Annotated in this window: 18 protein-coding genes; 7 read left to right on the plus strand and 11 right to left on the minus strand. The window is 64.8% G+C overall.

Going from position 1 to position 20327, the window contains the following annotated elements:
- The coding region (gene recQ / locus Q0S16_RS25585; RefSeq protein ID WP_295855127.1) for a DNA helicase RecQ at positions 1 to 1634 on the plus strand (1634 nt) is incomplete at its 5' end.
- Positions 1635 to 1653: 19 nt separating this feature from the next.
- On the opposite strand, the gene Q0S16_RS25590 is transcribed toward recQ, so the two are convergent.
- The 3 genes from Q0S16_RS25590 to Q0S16_RS25600 form a co-directional block, all read right to left on the minus strand.
- Positions 1654 to 2580, minus strand: a complete 927-nt coding sequence (locus Q0S16_RS25590; protein ID WP_295855130.1) for an NAD(P)-dependent oxidoreductase — start codon at positions 2578 to 2580, stop codon at positions 1654 to 1656.
- Positions 2581 to 2607: 27 nt separating this feature from the next.
- Complete coding sequence (locus Q0S16_RS25595) at positions 2608 to 3552, minus strand: tripartite tricarboxylate transporter substrate binding protein (protein ID WP_295855133.1); 945 nt, start codon at positions 3550 to 3552, stop codon at positions 2608 to 2610.
- 165 nt (positions 3553 to 3717) lie between these two features.
- Entirely contained in the window at positions 3718 to 4515 is a 798-nt protein-coding gene (locus tag Q0S16_RS25600) for a transporter substrate-binding domain-containing protein (protein WP_295855135.1), read from the minus strand.
- Positions 4516 to 4724: 209 nt separating this feature from the next.
- Here Q0S16_RS25600 and Q0S16_RS25605 point away from each other — a divergent pair, with 209 nt between their 5' ends.
- Positions 4725 to 4922 (plus strand): hypothetical protein, encoded by a 198-nt coding sequence (locus tag Q0S16_RS25605; RefSeq protein WP_295855138.1) that lies wholly within the window; start codon positions 4725 to 4727, stop codon positions 4920 to 4922.
- Positions 4923 to 4931: 9 nt separating this feature from the next.
- Here the strand turns inward: Q0S16_RS25605 and Q0S16_RS25610 are convergent, their stop codons facing one another.
- The 8 genes from Q0S16_RS25610 to Q0S16_RS25645 form a co-directional block, all read right to left on the minus strand.
- Positions 4932 to 5654, minus strand: a complete 723-nt coding sequence (locus Q0S16_RS25610; RefSeq protein ID WP_295855141.1) for a DUF2786 domain-containing protein — start codon at positions 5652 to 5654, stop codon at positions 4932 to 4934.
- A gap of 25 nt (positions 5655 to 5679) precedes the next feature.
- Entirely contained in the window at positions 5680 to 6369 is a 690-nt protein-coding gene (locus Q0S16_RS25615; RefSeq protein ID WP_295855144.1) for a response regulator transcription factor, read from the minus strand.
- Positions 6366 to 9083 carry a sensor histidine kinase KdpD gene (locus Q0S16_RS25620; RefSeq protein ID WP_295855147.1) on the minus strand — a complete coding sequence of 906 codons (2718 nt, stop codon included), beginning with the start codon at positions 9081 to 9083 and terminating at the stop codon, positions 6366 to 6368. Before Q0S16_RS25620 ends, Q0S16_RS25615 begins: the two co-directional genes overlap by 4 nt.
- Positions 9084 to 9250: 167 nt before the next feature.
- Positions 9251 to 9856 carry a K(+)-transporting ATPase subunit C gene (locus Q0S16_RS25625; RefSeq protein WP_295855150.1) on the minus strand — a complete coding sequence of 202 codons (606 nt, stop codon included), beginning with the start codon at positions 9854 to 9856 and terminating at the stop codon, positions 9251 to 9253.
- A gap of 136 nt (positions 9857 to 9992) precedes the next feature.
- Complete coding sequence (kdpB, locus tag Q0S16_RS25630) at positions 9993 to 12110, minus strand: potassium-transporting ATPase subunit KdpB (RefSeq protein ID WP_295855153.1); 2118 nt, start codon at positions 12108 to 12110, stop codon at positions 9993 to 9995.
- Positions 12111 to 12124: 14 nt separating this feature from the next.
- Positions 12125 to 13828: a potassium-transporting ATPase subunit KdpA gene (gene kdpA / locus Q0S16_RS25635; RefSeq protein WP_295855155.1), complete on the minus strand. Its 1704-nt coding sequence runs from the start codon at positions 13826 to 13828 to the stop codon at positions 12125 to 12127.
- A gap of 13 nt (positions 13829 to 13841) precedes the next feature.
- Entirely contained in the window at positions 13842 to 13931 is a 90-nt protein-coding gene (locus Q0S16_RS25640; protein ID WP_143571767.1) for a K(+)-transporting ATPase subunit F, read from the minus strand.
- A 236-nt stretch (positions 13932 to 14167) separates the two neighbouring features.
- A complete protein-coding gene (locus Q0S16_RS25645) occupies positions 14168 to 15076 on the minus strand; it encodes a LysR family transcriptional regulator (RefSeq protein ID WP_295855157.1) in 909 nt (302 codons plus the stop codon).
- Positions 15077 to 15231: 155 nt separating this feature from the next.
- Here Q0S16_RS25645 and Q0S16_RS25650 point away from each other — a divergent pair, with 155 nt between their 5' ends.
- The 5 genes from Q0S16_RS25650 to Q0S16_RS25670 all read left to right on the plus strand — a co-directional run bounded on the left by Q0S16_RS25650 (position 15232) and on the right by Q0S16_RS25670 (position 20319).
- The gene (locus Q0S16_RS25650; RefSeq protein ID WP_295855160.1) at positions 15232 to 16284 is read left to right on the plus strand and encodes an ABC transporter substrate-binding protein; all 1053 of its coding nucleotides are present in this window, start codon (positions 15232 to 15234) and stop codon (positions 16282 to 16284) included.
- A gap of 185 nt (positions 16285 to 16469) precedes the next feature.
- A complete protein-coding gene (locus Q0S16_RS25655; protein ID WP_295855162.1) occupies positions 16470 to 17264 on the plus strand; it encodes an SDR family NAD(P)-dependent oxidoreductase in 795 nt (264 codons plus the stop codon).
- Between the two features lie 14 nt (positions 17265 to 17278).
- Positions 17279 to 18700 (plus strand): allantoinase AllB, encoded by a 1422-nt coding sequence (gene allB, locus Q0S16_RS25660; RefSeq protein ID WP_295855164.1) that lies wholly within the window; start codon positions 17279 to 17281, stop codon positions 18698 to 18700.
- Between the two features lie 3 nt (positions 18701 to 18703).
- Positions 18704 to 19543 carry an ABC transporter ATP-binding protein gene (locus Q0S16_RS25665; RefSeq protein ID WP_295855166.1) on the plus strand — a complete coding sequence of 280 codons (840 nt, stop codon included), beginning with the start codon at positions 18704 to 18706 and terminating at the stop codon, positions 19541 to 19543.
- On the plus strand, positions 19540 to 20319 hold the full coding sequence (locus Q0S16_RS25670; RefSeq protein WP_295855169.1) for an ABC transporter permease: 780 nt from the start codon (positions 19540 to 19542) through the stop codon (positions 20317 to 20319). The genes Q0S16_RS25665 and Q0S16_RS25670 overlap by 4 nt, the downstream gene beginning before the upstream one ends.
- Positions 20320 to 20327 lie beyond the last annotated feature (8 nt).

Below are 20327 nucleotides of genomic sequence, written 5' to 3' on the forward strand. Positions count from 1 at the left end.
CGCCGCTGATCGCGCTGATGCGCGACCAGGTCGCCGGACTGCTCGAGGCCGGCGTCAAGGCGGCAGTGCTGAATTCCACCCTGTCTTTCGAAGAAGCCTCCGCGGTCGAGGCACGTCTCCTCAAAGGCGATCTCGACCTGCTCTACATCGCGCCGGAGCGGCTGTTGACGCCGCGCTGCCTTGGCCTGCTTGGCCGCGCCGACATCGCCTTGTTTGCGATCGACGAGGCGCACTGCGTGTCGCAATGGGGACACGACTTCCGTCCGGAATATATCGGCCTGTCCGTGATAGCGGAGCGTTTTCCCGATGTGCCGCGCATCGCGCTTACCGCGACCGCCGATGACCTCACCCGCCGGGAGATCGTCGACCGGCTCGGGCTTGCCGGTGCGCCGAGTTTCGTCGCAAGTTTCGATCGTCCGAATATCCGGTATGAAATCGTCGACAAGCAAAGCGCTCCGGCGCAGCTCAAGGCCTTCATCACCGAGCGTCACTCTGGAGACGCCGGCATCGTCTACTGCCTGTCGCGCGCCAAGGTCGAGGACACCGCCAAGGCGCTGAACAAGGCCGGCGTCTCGGCGCTGCCCTATCATGCCGGGCTCGACGCCAATGTGCGCGCGCACAACCAGGACCGCTTCATCAACGAGGACGGTGTGGTGATCGTCGCCACCGTCGCCTTTGGCATGGGCATCGACAAGCCCGACGTGCGCTTCGTCTGCCATCTCGATCTGCCGAAAAGCATCGAGGCCTATTACCAGGAGACCGGACGCGCCGGCCGCGACGGCAAGCCCTCCAATGCGTGGATGGCCTATGGCCTGTCCGACATCGTGCAGCAGCGCCGCATGATCGACGAATCCACCGGCGCCGAAGCCTTCAAGCGGGTATCGATCGCCAAGCTCGACGCGCTGGTCAGCCTCGCCGAAACCGTGCATTGCCGGCGCAGCCGGCTGCTCGGCTATTTCGGTGAGGAAGTCACCGCCGGCACGATTTGCGGCAATTGCGACAACTGCCTGTCGCCGCCCAAAGTGTGGAACGGCAGCGTGGCCTCGCAGAAATTCCTGTCCTGCGCCTATCGCACCGGGCAGCGCTTCGGCGCCATGCATCTGATCGACGTGCTGATCGGCCGGCTTACCGACAAGATCAAGCAGTTCGGCCACGACCAGCTGTCGGTGTTCGGGATCGGCGCCGACCTCAACGAGAAGCAGTGGCGCGCGGTGACACGGCAATTGGTGGCGCTGGGCTATCTCTATGCCGACAGCGAGGCCTATGGCGCGCTGAAGCTGACCGAGACCGCGCGCGGCGTGCTGAAGGGCGAGACCGAGGTGATGCTGCGCGAAGAGACTGCCGGGCTCGGCCGCGCCGCGCGCAGCAAATCGCGCCGCGGCGAATTGGCCGCGCCGCGCAGCGACAGCGGCGATCCGGACCTACTGGCGGTGCTGCGCGCGTGGCGATCCGAAGTGGCGAAAAAGCGCAACGTGCCGGCCTATGTCGTACTGCACGACGCCACCATGGACGGCATTGCCACCGCGCGGCCGACCTCGCTGGCGCAGTTGCGCGGCATTCCGGGCATTGGCGACAAGAAACTGGAGCATTATGGCGACGAGATCATCGCGCTGGTGAATGCGGCCGCGGGCTGAGTGCCCCAGCCTCCGGCGACTACTCGCCGGCCTGCAGCTTCGCCAGGATGCGATCCGCCTCGGTGCGCCAGTCGGCGCTGCGCGCGAATTCCGGCGTGCCCTTGCGGCCGAACAATCCGTCATCGGCGAGATCGGCAATCCAGGCCTGGCGCTCGGCGGTGCCCTCCGCCGACCACGGCGTCAGACCGGTGTCGCGCACGGTTTCCGCGACTTCGCGGACTTCCTCGCCGCGGCGACGGCCATGCTCGATGACGCGCTGGAAGAAATAGGCGCCCTGCTTCTCCCAGTCGATGCTCGGAAAGGTCTCCGCCAGCGACGCCAGCAGCGCATCCTCGACGCCATAGGCGCGGGCGGTGGTGAAACTCTCGATCACCATGGCTTCAAGGCCCTTGATCATGATGCTGCGGCACATCTTGGTGGCGGAGGCGACGCCGAGCTCGGAACTCGCGACCTTGGCATCGAAGCCCAGATCCAGCAGCAGCGGCGCCAGTTCAGCCGCGCCGGCACCGCCCAGCAGCAACGGCACCTTGATGCGGTAGGGCGGGATCGAGGTCATCACCGCGCCTTCGACATACCGTCCGCCGGCGCCATCGATCAGCGCCGCGGCGCGCTGCTTGGCACCGGGCGAGGCCGAGTTGAAATCCAGATACCAGGTGCCGGGCTTGACGGCCGGCGCGCAGGCCTGCGCCACCGGCACGGCCTGGCTGGCCGTCACCGCCGAGATCAGGAAATCGACCTGGGCTGCGAGTTCCGCGTGCGACGCGGCGAGGCCAACGCCATGCGCCGCGGCGTGGTCGCGCAACGTAGATGCCTGGTCGCCATCGAGCTTGAGGTCATAGGCGCTGACCTGCACGTTCCGGGCGCGCAGGTCCTCGCTGAGAATACGCCCGACCTCGCCGTAACCGACGAGGCCGATGTGCCACTGATTGGAGGTTCTGGAATCCATGACGACCTTTCATATCCCGCGCGGTCGTTACTGGATCTTGATATTGGCTTCTTTCAGGATCGGCCCCCATTTGGCGGCTTCCGCGCGCATATAGGCGTCGAATTCCGCCGGCGAGCTGCCGAGCGGCGTGGCGCCGATCTTTTCCAGCGCCGTCATCACGACCGGATCCTTCAGCGCCGTGGCGATGTCGGCCTGGATCCTGGCGACCAGCGCGGGCGGCATGTTGGCGGGTCCGAGGAAGCCCCACCACACCGCGGTGTCGTAGCCGGCCACGCCGGATTCAGCGACCGTCGGCACGTTGGGCAGCGACTTGGCGCGCGCGGCCGTGGTGACGGCGATGGCGCGCAACTGCCCGCCATCGAGCTGGCCGACCACTTCGGGCAGCGGATTGATGCTCATCGGGATGTCGCCGGCCATCACCGAGGTCAGCGCCGGCGCGCCGCCCTTGTAGGGAATCGACACGATTTTCACGCCGGCCATGTGGTTCAGCAATTCTCCGGCGAGATGCGCCGAGGTGCCGTTGCCGGACATGCCATAGGACAGGAAGTCCGGCTTCGCCTTGGCGAGCGCCAGCAATTCCTGCAGGTTCTTCGCCGGATTGTCCTTCGCCACCATGATCGCCAGCGGCGAAAAAGCGACCTCGGTAATCGCGGTGAAGTCCTTGAAGGTGTCGTAGGGCAGGCTGGGGTAGAAAAACTGGTTCAGCGGATGGCCCGAGGCGACCAGGATCAGCGTGTGGCCATCGGGAGTGGCCTGCGTCAGCGCCTTCGAGGCCACGGTGCCGCCGGCGCCCGGACGATTTTCGATCACCGGCACCTGCCCCCAGCTCTTCGACAGCGACTGGCCGATGGTGCGGGCGATGACATCGACGGCGCCGCCGGCGGCATAGGGCACGTAGAACGTCACCTGCTTGGCCGGAAATGACTGCGCCTCGGCGGCGTGAGCGGCGAGGCCAATAGCGGCGGTCGTCATGACCGCGCCGACCAATTTCGTCAAAGCTGACACTGAGCGAGTCCTCCTGAAATGAACCGTCGGTGGCGGTCAACCGCGCGCCAAGAGCCCGAGCCTGTTGAGAGCGCTGTAAATCAGAATCGACGGTTGATCGATACCGACATCGAGCGAAAGGGTTAGCAAATTCTAGGGTGCAGGCGCCGCTGCCCGCAAGCCCGCGCGGGTGATCGCCGCGCTGACGAGCCCCCCTGACTTGGCGTCTTCAGTGAACTTCTTGACAAAGGCCATGCCCTGTTCGCGCCCCTTGGGGATCGCGATCGCATGTCGCTCGACACCCCAGCGCCCCGGCAGAACCGTCGATCCCGGCAGCTTTTCGGCGATCTCGAACAACGTCGCCTTGTTGGTGGCGAACGCATCCAGCCTGCCCGCGGCCATCAGCTCCGGCACCAGCCCGATCGCGGCGATGCGGACCACTTCCGCCTGCTTGAGGTCGTGCGACAGCGCCGCGTCGGATGAACTTCCTTCGGTGACGCCGACCCGGCGCCCGGGGACGTCAATGTCGGCCAGCGCCTTGGCCGGGGAACCGGACGGCACCAGATAGCCCAGATCGCTTTCCAGATAGGCCGGACCAAAGTCCATTTCCTTGGCCCGGGAGGCTGACGCATTGGTAAATGCCGCATCGACCTTACCGGTCTTCACGGCCTCCAGAACCTCGGTATTCTTGCTGAACACCACCGGCTCATAGGCGACGCCCAGACGCTCCGCCATGGCTCGACCGAGATCGTAGCCGACGCCACGCGGGCCGGATTCCGCATTGGGAAGGATCGAGGTCGGCGTTCCCGGATACAGCCCGACGCGCAGCTTGCCGGACGGCGCCAGAATGGTGCGGGGCGCCATTTCGTCCGCCAGCACAAAGCTGCCGCAAGAACCAATCATGGCCACAAACGCCGACAGCACGACAAATTTTCGAATAATGACGGACATTTAAGCCTCCCCGATCTGTCCGTACCTTTATACCACACAGCGGACCTGTACATCCGTGCGGCTTCGCGATCGTGCCCTTTCGCCTCGGCAAGAAACAAATCTCCAGGGTCACGAAACACTTTTCAGGACCGACACCATCGGCCGGAAACCCACGCATTCTAGTCATGCTGCCAATGGAACGCCGCGGAGAACGGCAGGAGGCCGGCATCATGAACCATTCCATTCACAGCGCAGACCGCAGCACCCACCTGAAGATCGTAATTGTCGCTTTGGTTGCCGGCACCGTGATCGCCGGCCTTGGCTTTGCCGCCCGAACCGGCAGCGACGGCGGCAGCCAGACCGCCCGTGTCATCAAGGCCGGCGCGCCGGTCACCTTCACCAATTCAGATGCCGTCACCGTCCGCTGATCACCGCGATCAATTGGCTTTCTTGACGCCCGGATGGATCGGCAAGGAGGCGCCGGCCGCGCCGCCGGCCTCATAGGCCGACATCGACACCATCCGGCTACCGCCGCCGCGGGAGGTCCGCAGCTTGAGGTCGAGCTTCTCGAACTCGGTATCGACGACGGCGGCCTTGACGGTGACCAGCGCGCGGCCGGAATTCTGGATCACCTGATCGCGTTCGGCTTTCAACACCGACAACTTGTCGGCGATCGAGGCGACCATGCCGAGCGCGAATGATGCGTTCGCCAGATGCCGCTCATTGTGTCTGAATTTCTGATATTCGGCGGTGGTCTTGAACCGGCCGGTCTCGGAGCGGACCGCGGTGTCGACCAACTCGGTCAGATAATGCGCGACCTCGATATCGGAGCGCAGGCCGAAGAACACGTAGCGGCTCTCGCCCATCGGGTTCTTTTCCCGCCACACCCGGCAATCGCAGAAATGCGCGATCGCGCCGATGCAGTCGTCGAGCGGAATCCGCTTCTTGCGATGGGTCTCGAAGGTACGCCGTTCGCACGGCGCCTCGCGCATCTCGACATCGGTCAGCGACAGGTCGTAGCGATCGAGCAATTCGGCGACCTTGGCGGCGGCCGACAGCGCCACGTCCTCGGTGCAGCCATTGGCGATGGTCTTGGCGCGCAGCGCCTGGATGCGCGCCTTGAGCTTGTCGAGCGCGGCGAGATGGGTGCTTTGATCCACGGCAACAGAATCCAGATAGGCCGGCTCAGTCCGGCGGCCTCAAGCGATATCCGATTCCGGTCTCCGTCAACACAAATTGCGGCCGCTCGGGGTCGGGCTCGATCTTCTGCCGGAGCTGGCGGACATAGACCCGCAGATATTGCGCGTCGGTCAGTTCGTCCCACAATTCCTTCAGCAGAAAGCGATGGGTCAGCACCTTGCCGGCGTGCTGCACCAGTACCCGCAGCAACTCATATTCCTTCGGCGATAATTTTACGTCCTTGTCCCCGACCTTGACGAGGCGCCGGACAAGATCGACGGTCAGTTCCCCGGACTTGAACACCGGGCGTTCGCCATGGACCTGCAGCTGGTGCCGCAGCGCCGCGCGCATCCGGGCCAGCAATTCGTCCATGCCGAACGGCTTGGTCAGATAATCATCGGCGCCGAGATCGAGCGCCTGGACCTTGCCGGCCTCGTCACCGCGGCTAGACAACACCACGATCGGCACGCTGTCATTGCGCGCCCGGATCATCCGCAGCAGGTCATGGCCCTGGATGTCCGGCAGGCCGAGATCGAGAATGATCAGCGCCGGATCCCGCGCCAGCAATTCCAGCGCGATCTTGCCATTACTGGCTTCGAGAATGTCGTAGCCCTGCGTGCTCAGCCCCATGCGCAGCAGTTTGCGGATCGGCGGCTCGTCATCAATGACGAGAACCTTGATGGCAGCGGCGTTCATGCGGCGGTGTCCAGGGCTTCGGTCGCGGGCGGAACAGGGAGTCTGATCGTCAGCACCGCGCCGGAACCGTCGCCGCGGTTGGCCGCGGAGATGGAGCCGTGCATGGCCTCGACAAAGCCGCGCGAAATCGCGAGGCCGAGGCCGGTGCCCGGGCGCACGTGATCGCCCTTCTGCGCGCGAAAGAACTTGTCAAAAATGTTTTCCAGATCATTCGGCGGAATGCCGGCACCCTCGTCGATGATCTCAAGGCAGACCGAATCGCGATCCCGTCGCGCCACGACGGAAATCGCGGTATCGACCGGCGCGTATTTGGCGGCATTGTCGAGCAGGTTGAACAGCACCTGTTCGAACAGCACGGCATCGAGTTGCAGCATCGGCAGATCCGGCGCCAGTTCCAGCCTGACCGGATGCCGCGCGAGGATCTTGCCGGCACGGCGCAGCGTACTGCCGATGATCTCGCCGAGATCCTGCAGCGACGCATTCGGCACCACGGCGCCGGATTCCAGTCTGGTCATGTCGAGCAAATTGGCGATGAAGCGGTTGAGCCGTTCGGATTCGTCGATGACGGTGCCCAGCAGATCCGCTTTCTCGGCCTCGCTGAGCCTGGGCGACAGATCGCGCAGCGTGCTGGCAGCGCCGAGCACCGAGGCCAAAGGCGTCTTCAAATCATGCGAGATCGAGGTCAGCAGCGCCGCGCGCAGCCGGTCGGATTCGATATTGCGCTGGGCGCGGTCCATATCCTCGACCAGTTGCACGCGCTCGATCGCCAGCGCGCTCTGGTCGACCAGCGCGTCGAGCAGCCGGCGCTGGTCCGGCGTCAGCAGTGGACCGGTGCGGTCATCGTCGATGCCGATCACGCCGATGGCGCCGCGGCCGGTGCGCATCGGCAGGAACAACCGCTTGGCGCCGGGCAGCGTATCCGCGCCACGACCGGCCGGGCGATCATTGCCCCACGCCCAGTTGGCGGCGGCAAGATCGGCGCTGTCGAGTTCATCCTCGGGCGGATAGCCGGCCTTGACGGTGATGACGCCCTGTTCCGGCAGCAGCACCACGACGCGCACCCTGAGCATCAGCGCGATCTGATAGGCCGTCGCCCACAGCACGTCGTCGAGCGTGGCGGTGCCGGCGAGCTTGCGGCTGAAGGTGTACAGCGACTCGGTGGTGCGGGCGCGGCCGAACGCCGACATCGCCTGGGTGCGCACCCGCGCGGCGACATTGGAGACCACGATGGCGATCAGCATGAAGAAGAAGAACGCCGCGATATTGGTCGGGTCGGTGATGGTGAAAGTATAGACCGGCGGCAGGAAGAAAAAATTATAGCTCAGCGACGCCGCCACGCTGGCCAGCAATGACGGCCACAGCCCGAACCGCACCGCGACACTGACCACCGCGGTGAGAAATACCAGGTCGACATTCTCGATCCCGAACATCGGCTGGATCAGCTCGGCGACGCCAAGCGCCAGCGCGACGATCCCCAGCGACGCGAGATAAGCCCGGGCGTCGATCGGCTCGACGCAGTCAACCGCCTGCAACGGCTTCTTCGACTCCGGAAGTAGGCCATCGCCGGCGATGACATGCACGCTGATATTGCCGGAGCGCCGGACGAGATCGTGCACCACGGATCCGCGCAGCAATTCGAACACCCACGACCGCGCGGCCTTGCCGATCACGATCTGGGTGACGTTGTGGCCATGGGCGAAGCCGAGCAAATCATCGGCAATGCGGCGGCCCTCGCCGGGAATGGTGGTCGCCTCGCCGCCCAGCGCTTCCGCCAGCCGCAGCGTATCCGCCAGCCGATCGCGCTGCGCCTCGGTGAGCTGCAGGCTGCGCCGGGTCTCGATGCTGACCGCCGTCCACGGCGCGTGCAGCCGGTCAGCCAGCCGCTTGGTGTAGCGCACCAGCCCGGCCGAGCGCGGGTCTTCGCTGATGCAGACCAGAATGCGCTCGCCGGCGGCCCACGGGCCGGCGATGGCATTGGCCTGCATGTGGCTGAGCAATTGCTCGTCGACGCGCTCGGCGGTGCGGCGCAATGCCAGCTCGCGCAGCGCCGTCAGGTTGCCCGGCGAAAAATAATGCTCCAGCGCGCGTTCGGCCTGTTTCGGCACATAGACCTTGCCCTCGCGCAAACGCTGGATCAGGTCATCCGGGGTGAGATCGATCAGCTCGATGGCATCGGCGCCGTCGAACACCGAATCCGGCACGGTCTCGCGCACCCTGACATGGGTGATCTGCGCCACCACGTCATTGAGGCTCTCGATGTGCTGGATATTGACGGCGGTGTAGACGTCGATGCCGTGCGACAACAGTTCGGCGACATCCAGATAGCGCTTGGGATGGCGGCTGCCCGGCGCATTGGTGTGGGCCAGTTCGTCAACCAGCGCGATCTTCGGCCGGCGCGCGATGATGGCGTCGAGGTCCATTTCCTCGAGGCTCTGGCCCTTATGGTCGACCCTGTGGCGCGGGATCACCTCCAGCCCCGCGAGCAGCGCCTCGGTCTCGGCGCGGCCATGGGTTTCCACCACCCCGACCACGACATCGATACCGGCCCTTCGCTTCGCATGGGCGTTTTGGAGCATCTCGAACGTCTTGCCGACGCCGGGCGCGGCGCCGACAAAGATCTTCAGCCGGCCGGCATGGTCGTCCTCGCGCCGGGCGGCTTCGAGAAGCGCTTCCGGCGAGGGGCGTTGTTCGGGATCGCGGCGCTGATTTGCCATACGGCTATATAGTCTCCGCTATAGCTCCGGCCTAGGCGCCTACTTCATGGCTGCTGCGTCCAGCGCCAGCCAGCGTAGCCCGGATGAGCCCTTGCGAAATCCGGGGCCGAGCCGCTTATTCAGGCCCTCCCGGATTTCGCTTCGCTTATCCGGGCTACGTGACAGGGCTATTTGGAAGCCGCCGCGTCCAGCGCCAGATTGAGCGCCAGAACGTTGACGCGGGGCTCGCCCAGCAACCCGGCGAACCGGGTTTCGGTCTTCGCGGTCACCAACTGGCGAACACGATCCTCGGGCAGCTTGCGCGCGCGGGCGATGCGCGACACCTGGAACAGCGCGCCTTCCGGCGAGATGTCGGGGTCGAGACCGCTGCCGGAGGTGGTGACGAGGTCGATCGGCACCGGCGCCGAGGGGTTTTGCGCCTTCAGCTTCGCATTGTCCTCGCTGACCCGATCGATCAGCGCCTTGCTGGTCGGGCCGAGATTGGAGCCCATCGAATTCACCGCATTATAGGCCTGCGGCACGGTCTTGGTGGCATCCTTGGGGTCAGGCCCGGTGGTCGCCGACGGGCGGCCATGGAAGTATTCATCGGCGGTGAACTCCTGGCCGATCAGCGAGGAGCCGATCACCCGGCCGTCGCGCTCGATCAGGCTGCCTTGCGCCTGGGTAGGGAACATCAGCCCGGCGATCCCGGTCATGGCGAGCGGATAGAAAAGCCCGGTGATGACGGTGAGGCCAAGCAGCAGGACGATGGCGGGACGGATTTCTTTCAACATGATGGGTCTCCTTGATAGGGCACGACGGCGATAATTTCTCGTCATTGCGAGGAGCACTTGCGACGAAGCAATCCAGTTCTTCGTTGGGCCTGCTGGATTGCCGCGTCGCTTCGCTCCTCGCAATGACGTGGAGAGTTCAGACCAGGTGCAAGGCGGTGACCGCGAGGTCGATCGCCTTGATGCCGATGAACGGGACGATGATGCCGCCGACGCCATAGATCAGCAGGTTGCGGCCGAGCAGTGCGCCGGCGCCGATCGGGCGATAGGCGACGCCGCGCAGCGCCAGCGGGATCAGCGCGATGATGATCACCGCGTTGAAGATGATCGCCGACAGGATCGCGCTCTGCGGGCTGTGCAGCCGCATGATGTTGAGCGTTTCCAGTTGCGGATAGAAGGCGAGAAAGATCGCCGGGATAATGGCAAAATATTTCGCCACGTCGTTGGCGATCGAGAAGGTGGTGAGCGCACCGCGTGTCATCAAAAGCTGCTTGCCGATCTCGACGATCTCGATCAGCTTCGTCGGGTTGCTATCGAGGTCGACCATGTTGCCGGCCTCGCGCGCCGCTTGCGTTCCGGTGTTCATGGCGACGCCGACATCGGCCTGCGCCAGCGCGGGGGCGTCGTTGGTGCCGTCGCCACACATCGCCACCAGCTTGCCCTTGGCCTGCTCATCGCGAATGAGCCGCAGCTTGTCCTCCGGCGTCGCCTGCGCCAGGAAATCATCGACGCCGGCTTCGGCGGCGATGGCGGCCGCGGTCATCGGATTGTCGCCGGTGATCATCACGGTACGGATGCCCATGGTGCGCAGCTCGGCAAACCGCTCGCGAATGCCGCCCTTGACGATATCCTTGAGGTGGATGACGCCGAGCAGTCTGCCGTCGCGGGCCACCGCCAGCGGGGTGCCGCCCGATTTGGCGATCTCGTCGGAAATCGCCTGGATTTCCCGGGCGGTGTCGGACATCGCGGCCGGCTGGATCGCGCGGGCGGTGTTGCCGGCGAGCGCATAGGTGGCACCACCGTGGACGTAGGTCAGAATCGAATCCACCGCGCCCTTGCGCACCGATGAGCCTGACGCATCGACGCCGCTCATCCGCGTCTGCGCGGTGAACGGCACGAAAGTGGCGTCGAGCTCGGCCAGATCACGGCCGCGGATATTGTATTTCTCCTTGGCCAGCACGACGATCGAGCGGCCTTCCGGCGTCTCGTCGGCCAGTGAGGCCAGTTGCGCCGCGTCGGCCAGTTCCTGCTCGGTGACGCCGCGCACCGGACGAAACGCCGTCGCCTGGCGGTTGCCGAGCGTAATGGTGCCGGTCTTGTCGAGCAGCAGCGTATCGACGTCGCCAGCGGCTTCCACCGCGCGACCGGACATCGCCAGCACGTTGAAGCGCACCAGCCGGTCCATGCCGGCGATGCCGATCGCCGACAGGAGAGCGCCGATGGTGGTCGGGATCAGCGTCACGAACAAAGCGACCAGCACCACCACGGAGATCGAACCGCCGGCATAGGCGGCATAGCTCGGGATCGTCACCGTGGCGAACACGAAGATGATGGTCAGGCCGACGAGAAGAATGTTCAGCGCGATCTCGTTCGGGGTCTTCTGCCGCTCCGCACCTTCCACCAGCCTGATCATGCGGTCGATGAAGGTCGAGCCCTGCGCCGCGGTGATGCGGACGCGGATCCAGTCGGACAAGACCTGCGTGCCGCCAGTGACCGCCGAACGGTCGCCGCCGGATTCGCGGATCACCGGCGCGGATTCGCCGGTGATGGCCGCCTCGTTGACCGAGGCCACGCCTTCGATCACTTCGCCATCGGACGGGATGTTGTCGCCGGCTTCCACCAGCACGACATCGCCGACCTTCAGGCTGGTGCCCGAGACCATGCGGTAGCTGCGGTCGCCGGCGCCGCCGGTGAGCAGCTTGGCCTGGCTTTCGGTGCGGGTCTTCTTCAGCGATTCGGCCTGCGCCTTGCCGCGACCTTCGGCGACGGCCTCGGCGAAATTGGCGAACAGCACCGTGAACCACAGCCACAGGATGATCTGGAACGCGAAGCCCAGATCCGTTCCGCCGACAATAAGGTTCTTGACGAAGATCACCGTGGTCAGCGCGGCGACAACCTCGACCACGAACATCACGGGATTCTTGATCATCAGTCGCGGATCGAGTTTCGCGAAGGCCGAGCCGATCGCCGGCATCACGATTTTAGCGTCGAGCATGGCCGAGACCGGCACCCGCTTCTGCAGTTTGAAGGCTTCCATGGATCATACTCCGATCAAAACAGGGTGTGGGCGGTCATTGCGAGATGCTCGACGATCGGCCCGAGCGCCAGCGCCGGGAAGAAGGTCAGTCCGCCGATGATGAGGATCACGCCGATCACCAGGCCGACGAACAGTCCGCCGGTGGTCGGCAGCGTGCCGGCCGACGCCGGGATCGATTTCTTCGCCGCCAGCGATCCCGCCAACGCCATCGCCGGCACGATCATGAAGAAGCGGCCGACGAACATCGAACTGGCAAGGGTGAGATTGTAGAAGAAGGTATTGCCGGTGAGCCCGCCAAACGCCGAGCCGTTATTGCCGGTCGCCGAGGTGAACGCATACAGCACCTCGGTGAAGCCGTGCGGCCCGGCATTGGCCATCGACGCCACCGCCGAGGGCAGCACCACCGCCACCGCGGTCCAGCCGAGATACATCAGCGGCAGCACCAGGATCGCGAGCATGGCCATCTTCACCTCGCGCTGCTCGATCTTCTTGCCGACATATTCCGGCGTGCGGCCGACCATCAGCCCGGCGACGAAGATCGCCAGCACGATGAACAGCAGCATGCCGTAGAGACCGGCGCCGACGCCGCCGATGATGATCTCGCCGAGCTGCATGTTGATCAGCGGGATCATGCCGCCGATCGCGGTGAAGGAATCATGCATGGCATTGACCGCGCCGCACGATGCCGCGGTGGTGATCACCGCGAACAGGCTGGAGGCGACGATGCCGAAGCGCAGTTCCTTGCCTTCCATGTTGCCGCCGGTGAGGCCGAGATCCGCGAGGCCCGTGGTGCCCGAGGCTTCCGCGCCATAAGTGATGGCGACGCCGGCGATGAACAGCACGCCCATCACCGCGAGAATCGCCCAGCCCTGTTTCTGGTTGCCGACCATGCGACCGAACACGTTGGTGAGGCCGGCGCCGAGCGCAAAGATCGAGATCATCTGGATAAAGTTCGACAGCGCCGTCGGGTTCTCGAACGGATGCGCGGCATTGGCGTTGAAGAAACCGCCACCATTGGTGCCGAGCATCTTGATCGCCACCTGCGACGCCACCGGACCGACCGCGATGGTCTGTTTTGCCCCTTCGAGCGTCGTCGCATCGACGTAAGCGCCCAGCGTTTGCGGGGTGCCCTGCCATACCAGGAACAGTGTGTAGACGACGCACAGCGGCAGCAACACGTAGAGGACGCAGCGGGTCGTATCGACCCAGAAATTGCCGATGGTACGCATCGAGGAGCGCGCAAAGCCGCGGATCAAGGCAACAGCGAGCGCGATGCCCGCCGCGGCCGACAGGAAGTTGTGCGTGGTCAGGCCGAGCATCTGGGTCAGATACGACATGGTGCTCTCACCGCCGTAGTTCTGCCAGTTGGTATTGGTGAGAAAGCTGATGGCGGTGTTGAAGGACAGGTCTTCGGCCACCGCGGACTGGCCGGCTGGATTGAACGGCAGGACCGCCTGCAGCCGCAATATGCCATAGAGCGTCAGGAAGCCGGCGATATGGAACAACAACATCGCCACCGTATAGGTCAGCCAATGCTGCTCGCGCTTCTCGTTGACGCCGGCGATCCAGTACAGCCCGCTTTCCACCGGGCGCAACAGCGGCGACAGCAGGGTACGCTCGCCTGCGAACACCCGCGTCATGTACCAGCCCAGCGGCTTTACGAGCGCGGCGACGATCGCGCAGTGGAGAAGAATCTGTATCCAGCCAATCGTAGTCATCGGAACGGACCTTTCAGAATCGTTCGGGGCGCAGCAGCGCATAGGTCAGGTAGATCAGCAGTCCGGCGGACACGATGCCGGCGAGGGTGTAATCAAACATCATGGTGCGACCCTCACAGCCGTTCGCAGGCATAGGCGTAGCCCGCCGCGAGAGCGAAGAAGCCCAGACCGAGGGCCAGCATAAGAATGTCCAGCATGAGAACTCCTGAGCGCTGTGGGCGGCGGCACAATGCAAGGCCGCTGCTCGCCCGTGATGAACGATTAGGTGCCACTCAGGACGTAGGTTTTCGAGATGAGGCTGAAGCCGAACTTATAGGAATCCCATAAGGACGGGACGGGTCAGGCGGCGGGTTCGAGGCTTCGCATGCCCTTCGCCAGGATCTCGGCAAAGGTGGCCGCGGCGACCGACAGGCTGCGTCCGCGCAACTGGCACAGCACCAGATCGGCGGTGGGGATATCCCTGGTATCGATCGGGCGACCGACCAGGCCCATGCCGAGGTCGCCGGAAGGCGCGCCGATCTCGATCTGGAACGAGATCATGTTGCCGCGGGACACCAGCCCGCGCAGCATTTCGAACGAATTGGACTCCGCCAGCATATTGAGGCGCAGTTCACGTCGGGTAGCGACCTCGTCGAGCACCTGGCGACCGCTCAAGGTGCGGTCCGGCAAAGCGGCCGGATAGTCCGCGCATTCCGACAACCGAACCGTCTTCTTCGCAGCCAGCGGGTGGTCGGCCCGCGTGATCACCACCAGCCGCTGCGGGATGCTGGCAATCACCCGCAAGGTGGGCCAGATCGCCGGGCGATAGACCAGCGCCAGATCGACCTCATAGGCGGCGAGCGCGGCCAGCGCCCGCTCGTGATCCATCACCTTGAGGTCGAACACCACCTTGGAGTGCGCCTTCTGGAAGGTGGCGATCCGCGACGCCAGGAAATCGAATGCCAGCGCCTGGCTGCAGGCGATCTGGATCGGGCCGCGCCGCAGACCGCGCAGGTCCTCGACCTGCGACTTCATGCGTTCCGCGTCGGCGATCTGGCTGCGGGCATAGCGCACGAACATCTCGCCCGCGGTGGTCAGCTTGACCCCGCGCGGCCGGCGCTCGAACAACGGCGTGCCGATTTCGGCCTCCAGGTCCTGGATCCGGCGGTTCATGGCTGACGGCGTCAGGTTGAGCCGCTCGGCCGCCTTGCGGATCGAGCCCGACCGCGCAACCTCGACCACATGGCTCAGCAGTTTCAGATGCCGCATCGCTTCCTGTCCGTCCGAGTGCAGCCTTTTTGGCATCGCTCCGGGCAGAACATAGCAGCAGATAAGGTCACTCGATAGGGCTAGCGTTTGGCCAGCGCGGTCTGTCCGGCGGGGGCAGATCGAAAACCGTATCCAGCTCCAACAGGATGACATCGATGATTGCACGTCACGCCATTCGCAGTCTGCGCAGCCTCGCGCTCGGGCTTCTGGTCACCGCCGGGCCGGTCGCCGCGGCGCACGCGGCCGATACCAAGATCAAGGTCATCCTGAACTGGAAGTATGAGGGCGAGCAGGGCATGTTCTTCCTCGCCGAGGATCGCGGCTACTTCAAGCAGGAGGGGCTCGACGTCTCCTTCGACCAGGGCAACGGATCCGGCGCCGCGGTGCCGGTGGTCGCCAACGGCGCCTATGACATGGGTTTTGGCGACATCAACGCGCTGATCGAATATACCGCGAAGAAGCCCGAGGATGCTCCGGTCGCAGTGTTCTCGCTGTATAACCGCCCGCCCTTCGCCATCGCCGTCAAGGTGGACAGCCCGATCAAGACTCCCGCCGATCTGCCGGGCAAGAAGCTCGGCGGCGCCGCCAATGACGGCGCGCTGAAGCTGTTTCCGGCGCTGTGCTCCATCACCAAGACCGACTGCGGCAAGGTCGAGATCACCAACATGCAGCCGAACCTGCGCGAGCAGATGCTGATGCAGGGCCAGGTCGACGGCGTGTTCGGCTATGTCACGACCATCCGCTTCGCCGCCCGGGGCATTGGCATCGACGCCGACAAGCAGTTGCGCCTGATCCGCTTCGGCGATTACGGCATGGACCTATATTCCAACGCCATCATCGTGTCGCGCAAGCTGGTCAAGGAAAAGCCCGAGGCGGTGAAGGGCTTTCTGAAGGCGCTGAACCGTGGCGTGAAGGATGCGATGGCAGATCCCAAGGCCGCGGTCGCGTCGGTCGCCAAGCGCGAGCCCCTGATCAAGCTGGATCTCGAACTGGCCCGCTTCGAGGCCACGCTGATCGACGACATGGGACATCCCGAAGTGGCGAAGATCGGCCTCGGCGATATCGACGAAGCCCGCCTGGCCAAGTCGATCGACATCATGGTCAGCGCCAAGGATCTGCCGCGGACGCCGGCCGTGAAGGAGATCTTCGATCGCAGCTTCATGCCGCCGCTCGCCGACCGCCCGACCGTCGTCAAGGCGGCGATGTAAGGCGAGGCATTCTGCTTCACGTCCACCGGCCCCTCCTCGTCATTGCGAGGAGCCCTTGCGACCAAGCAATCCAGTCCTTCGCTCGTGGCTCTGGATTGCCGCGTCGCTTCGCTCCTCGCAATGACGTGGAGAGGTCGAACCGCGGGGCTGGCTTTGTTGGTCGGCGAATTAACGAAAGACTCCCCATGAAACTCTCTCTCGAAAATCGCGTCGTGATGATCACCGGTCCCGCCAAGGGCATGGGTGCGTCGATCACCCATGCCTTTGCCGCCGAGGGCTGCAGGCTGGCGTTGCTCGGCCGCGATACCGCGGCCATCCAGCCGGTTGCCGACGAAGTGAAGGCCGCGGGCGGTCAGGCGATCGTGATCCCCTGCGACCTCACCCAGTCAAGCCAGTGCGAAGCTGCCGCCGAGGCCACCCGATCCGCCTTCGGCGGCCGCATCGATATTCTCGTCAATGTTGCCGGCGGCTCCGGGCCGATCGGCAAGACCGGCGTGCAGACCACGCCGGAGGAGTTCGACGAGATCGTCACCCTCAACATGAACGGCTGCTTCCACACCATGCGCGCGGCGCTGCCGACCATGATCGCGCAGCGCTACGGCAAGGTGGTCAATGTCGGCGGCACCTTCGGCATGCGCGGCCGCGCCGGGCGCGTCGCCTATTCGGCCTCCAAATGGGGCCTGCGCGGCATCACCAAGAGCTTCGCGCTGGAAGTCGGCCAGCACAACATCAACGTCAATTGCGTCGCGCCAGGCATGGTCGACGGCCCGCGCTTCCGCGACAAGGTGTGCCGCGACATGGCGCTGAAGCTCGGCATCTCCGAGGAGGAAGCCGCCGAGCGCCACGCCGCCGACTACGCGCTCAAGCGCGTCACGGTCGATGCCGATGTTGCCAATGCCTGCCTGTTTCTGGCCTCCGACGTGTCGCGCCAGATCACCGGCGTCGACCTGCCGGTCGATGGCGGCTGGGCCATGCTGTGAGCGGAGATATCAGAATGACAGCCGATCTCGTCATCCATGGCGGCACCATCGTCTCGCCGGACGCCTCCTACTCCGCCAGCATCGCCATCAAGGATGGCGTCATCCTGGCGATCGGCGCGGCCGACGCGATGCCTGCCGCGACAGAGACGCTCGATGCGACCGGGCTGCATATCCTGCCCGGCGCGATCGACGTCCATGTGCATTTCCGCGATCCCGGCTATCCGCAGAAGGAAGACTTTGCTAGCGGCACCGCGGCGGCAGCGTTCGGCGGCGTGACGACCGTATTCGACATGCCGAACACGCTGCCGACCATCAACAATGCGGAATCGCTCGCCGACAAGCACAGGATCGCCTCAGCAAAAGCTTATGTCGATTACGGGCTCTACGCGGTACTCGGCGACGACAGCATCGACCATGTCGACGCGCTGGTCGAGGGCGGCATCATCGGTTTCAAGCTCTATATGGGCAACACCTTTGGCCGCATCCCGTCGCCGTCCACCGGCGGCATGCTCGAGGCTTTCGAAGTCGTGGCCCCAACCGGCAAGCGAATCTCGCTGCATGCCGAGACCAACAGCATCATGGAGCGTCGCGAGGCACGGCTGCGCGCCGCGGGCCGCACCTCACCGATCGCGCATCTCGCCGCGCGTCCCGCCGTGGTCGCGGTGGAAGCCGTGGAGCGGGCGGCAACGCTTGCCGAATGGACCGGCGCCCGCATCCATGTGCTGCACATCTCCTCGGCCGCCGAATTGCGGCCGCTGGCCGACGCCAAGGCGCGCGGCGTCGACATTACCGGCGAGACCTGTCCGCATTATCTGCTGCTCGACGAGACCGATTACGAAAAATTCGGCGGCGTAGTTCGTGTCAATCCGCCGGTCCGCGAAAAACCCAACCAGCAGCCGCTGTGGGACGCGCTGATGGATGGCATTGTCGACATCATCGCCACCGATCACGCGCCGCATGCGCCGGACGAGAAGACCCGACCGGACATCTGGACCGTCGATTGCGGCTTTCCCGGCGTCGAGACGCAGATGCCGCTGATGCTGACCGAGATCAACAAGGGCCGCGCCAGCCTCAACGACTATGTGCGCTGGAGCGCCGAGAGCCCGGCGAAGATCTGGGGCCTGTATCCGCGCAAGGGCACGCTGACGCCCGGCTCCGATGCCGATATCGCGATCGTCGACCTCGACCGCAAGTGGACGATCGATGATGCGGCGATCCAGTCGACCTCAAAAATCTCGCCCTGGCACGGCCGTGAGGCCACCGCGCTGCCGATCCATACCCTCGTGCGCGGCCGTTTCGTGATGAAGGACCGGATCTTGCAGGAGAAAGCCCGCGGCACCGGCCGCTCGGTGCATGCCATCCAGCAGATGCCGGTGCCGGAGCCGCGCAACATCGACACGACGATGGCTGCCATCACCATTGCGCAAAAGGCCTGACCGATGAACGCTCCGCTCCCCCGATCGACGCCGCGCGCGGACAATGTGATCGAGTTGGAGAAGGTGCGGGTGACCTTTGGCGATTCCAAACACGCGGTCACGGCGCTGGAAGAGACCTCGCTGCGCATCGACCATGGCGAATTCGTCGCTCTGGTCGGCCCGTCGGGCTGCGGCAAATCGACCATCCTGAAACTGGTGGCGGGCACGCTGAACGCCTCGCAGGGCCATGTGTTCGTCGCCGGACGCGAGATCGGCGCCAATGCGGCGCGGATCGGCATGGCGTTTCAGAACCCGACCTTGCTGCCGTGGCTCAACATCCGCGACAACGTCATGCTGCCGCTGAAGATCGTGCCGCCGTTCAAGAAAGAGTTTTCGACGAAGCGCAGGACCGAATATCGCGACCGCGTCGAAACCTCGCTCACCCAGGTCGGGCTCAAGGGATTTGGCGACAAGTTTCCCTGGCAATTGTCCGGCGGCATGCAGCAGCGCGCGTCGCTGTGCCGCGCGCTGATTCATGAACCGACGCTGCTCCTGCTCGACGAGCCCTTTGGCGCGCTCGACCAGTTCACCCGCGAGGAATTGTGGGAAATCATGCAGAATTTGTGGATCGAGAAGCGCCCGACGGTGCTGCTGGTGACCCACGATCTCAAGGAGGCGGCCTATCTGGCGTCGCGGATCTGCGTGATGCAGGCGCGGCCCGGCCGCATCGTCGATGACAGCGCCGTGCCGTTCGCGCGCCCGCGCACCATCGAGGTGTCGTTCGAGCCGGAATTCGTGTCGCTGACGCAGCGGCTACGCGAGCGCATCGTCGCCGCCCGGGCCATCCAGGAAGCCGTATCATGAGCGAACTGCGCCGCCGCCGCATCCTGTCCACGGCCTGCATCCTCGGCTTCTTCGTCGCCTGGGAATTGCTGTGCCTGGCGTTCCACGTCTCCGACATGGTGCTGCCGCGGCCGAGCCAGGTGCTGGTCACGTTGTGGACGCGGTTTCCGGGGATCTGGCCGCATGCCGTGCAGACGCTCTACACCACCATGATCGGCTTCGGCTTCGGCATATTGATCGGCATTCTGCTCGGCGCGCTGATCGGATCGTCGAAGCTCGCTTATGACGTCGCCTACCCGATGCTGGTCGGGTTCTCGTCGATCCCGAAAGTGGCGGTGGTGCCGATCTTCGTGCTGTGGTTCGGCGCCGGCACCGTGCCCGCGATTCTCACCGCGATGATCATGTGCATCTTCCCGATCGTCGTGAACGTCGCCACCGGCCTTGCCGCGACCGAGCCGGAACTGCAGGATGTCATGAAGACGCTGCGCGCCACCAAGCTCGAGATCCTCTGGAATATCGGCCTGCCGCGCACGATGCCGTATTTCTTCGCCTCGCTGAAGGTGGCGGCGACGCTGGCTTTCGTCGGCACGGTGATTTCGGAAACCGTGGCATCGAATCGCGGCATCGGCAATCTGATGATGATCGCGTCCTCCTCCTTCGATGTGCCGCTGGTGTTCGCCGGACTTTTCATTCTGGCCGCGCTCGGCGTCGGTCTGTATATCATCTTCTCACTGATCGAGGCGCGCGTGACCGGCTGGGCCGTGCGCAGCGACAGTTTTGCAGCGGGCGGCGGCTAGGACATTTC

The sequence above is a fragment of the Tardiphaga sp. genome (assembly GCF_025356345.1).
Classification (GTDB): Bacteria; Pseudomonadota; Alphaproteobacteria; order Rhizobiales; family Xanthobacteraceae; genus Tardiphaga.

Bases quoted from the DNA above. Each gene is read 5' to 3' on its own strand.
- Q0S16_RS25590 (WP_295855130.1), bottom strand. From the start codon at position 2,580: ATGGATTCCAGAACCTCCAATCAGTGGCACATCGGCCTCGTCGGTTAC.
- Q0S16_RS25595 (WP_295855133.1), bottom strand. From the start codon at position 3,552: ATGACGACCGCCGCTATTGGCCTCGCCGCTCACGCCGCCGAGGCGCAG.
- Q0S16_RS25600 (WP_295855135.1), bottom strand. From the start codon at position 4,515: ATGTCCGTCATTATTCGAAAATTTGTCGTGCTGTCGGCGTTTGTGGCC.
- Q0S16_RS25605 (WP_295855138.1), top strand. From the start codon at position 4,725: ATGAACCATTCCATTCACAGCGCAGACCGCAGCACCCACCTGAAGATC.
- Q0S16_RS25615 (WP_295855144.1), bottom strand. From the start codon at position 6,369: ATGAACGCCGCTGCCATCAAGGTTCTCGTCATTGATGACGAGCCGCCG.
- Q0S16_RS25620 (WP_295855147.1), bottom strand. From the start codon at position 9,083: ATGGCAAATCAGCGCCGCGATCCCGAACAACGCCCCTCGCCGGAAGCG.
- Q0S16_RS25625 (WP_295855150.1), bottom strand. From the start codon at position 9,856: ATGTTGAAAGAAATCCGTCCCGCCATCGTCCTGCTGCTTGGCCTCACC.
- kdpB (WP_295855153.1), bottom strand. From the start codon at position 12,110: ATGGAAGCCTTCAAACTGCAGAAGCGGGTGCCGGTCTCGGCCATGCTC.
- kdpA (WP_295855155.1), bottom strand. From the start codon at position 13,828: ATGACTACGATTGGCTGGATACAGATTCTTCTCCACTGCGCGATCGTC.
- Q0S16_RS25640 (WP_143571767.1), bottom strand. From the start codon at position 13,931: ATGATGTTTGATTACACCCTCGCCGGCATCGTGTCCGCCGGACTGCTG.
- Q0S16_RS25645 (WP_295855157.1), bottom strand. From the start codon at position 15,076: ATGCGGCATCTGAAACTGCTGAGCCATGTGGTCGAGGTTGCGCGGTCG.
- Q0S16_RS25650 (WP_295855160.1), top strand. From the start codon at position 15,232: ATGATTGCACGTCACGCCATTCGCAGTCTGCGCAGCCTCGCGCTCGGG.
- Q0S16_RS25655 (WP_295855162.1), top strand. From the start codon at position 16,470: ATGAAACTCTCTCTCGAAAATCGCGTCGTGATGATCACCGGTCCCGCC.
- allB (WP_295855164.1), top strand. From the start codon at position 17,279: ATGACAGCCGATCTCGTCATCCATGGCGGCACCATCGTCTCGCCGGAC.
- Q0S16_RS25665 (WP_295855166.1), top strand. From the start codon at position 18,704: ATGAACGCTCCGCTCCCCCGATCGACGCCGCGCGCGGACAATGTGATC.
- Q0S16_RS25670 (WP_295855169.1), top strand. From the start codon at position 19,540: ATGAGCGAACTGCGCCGCCGCCGCATCCTGTCCACGGCCTGCATCCTC.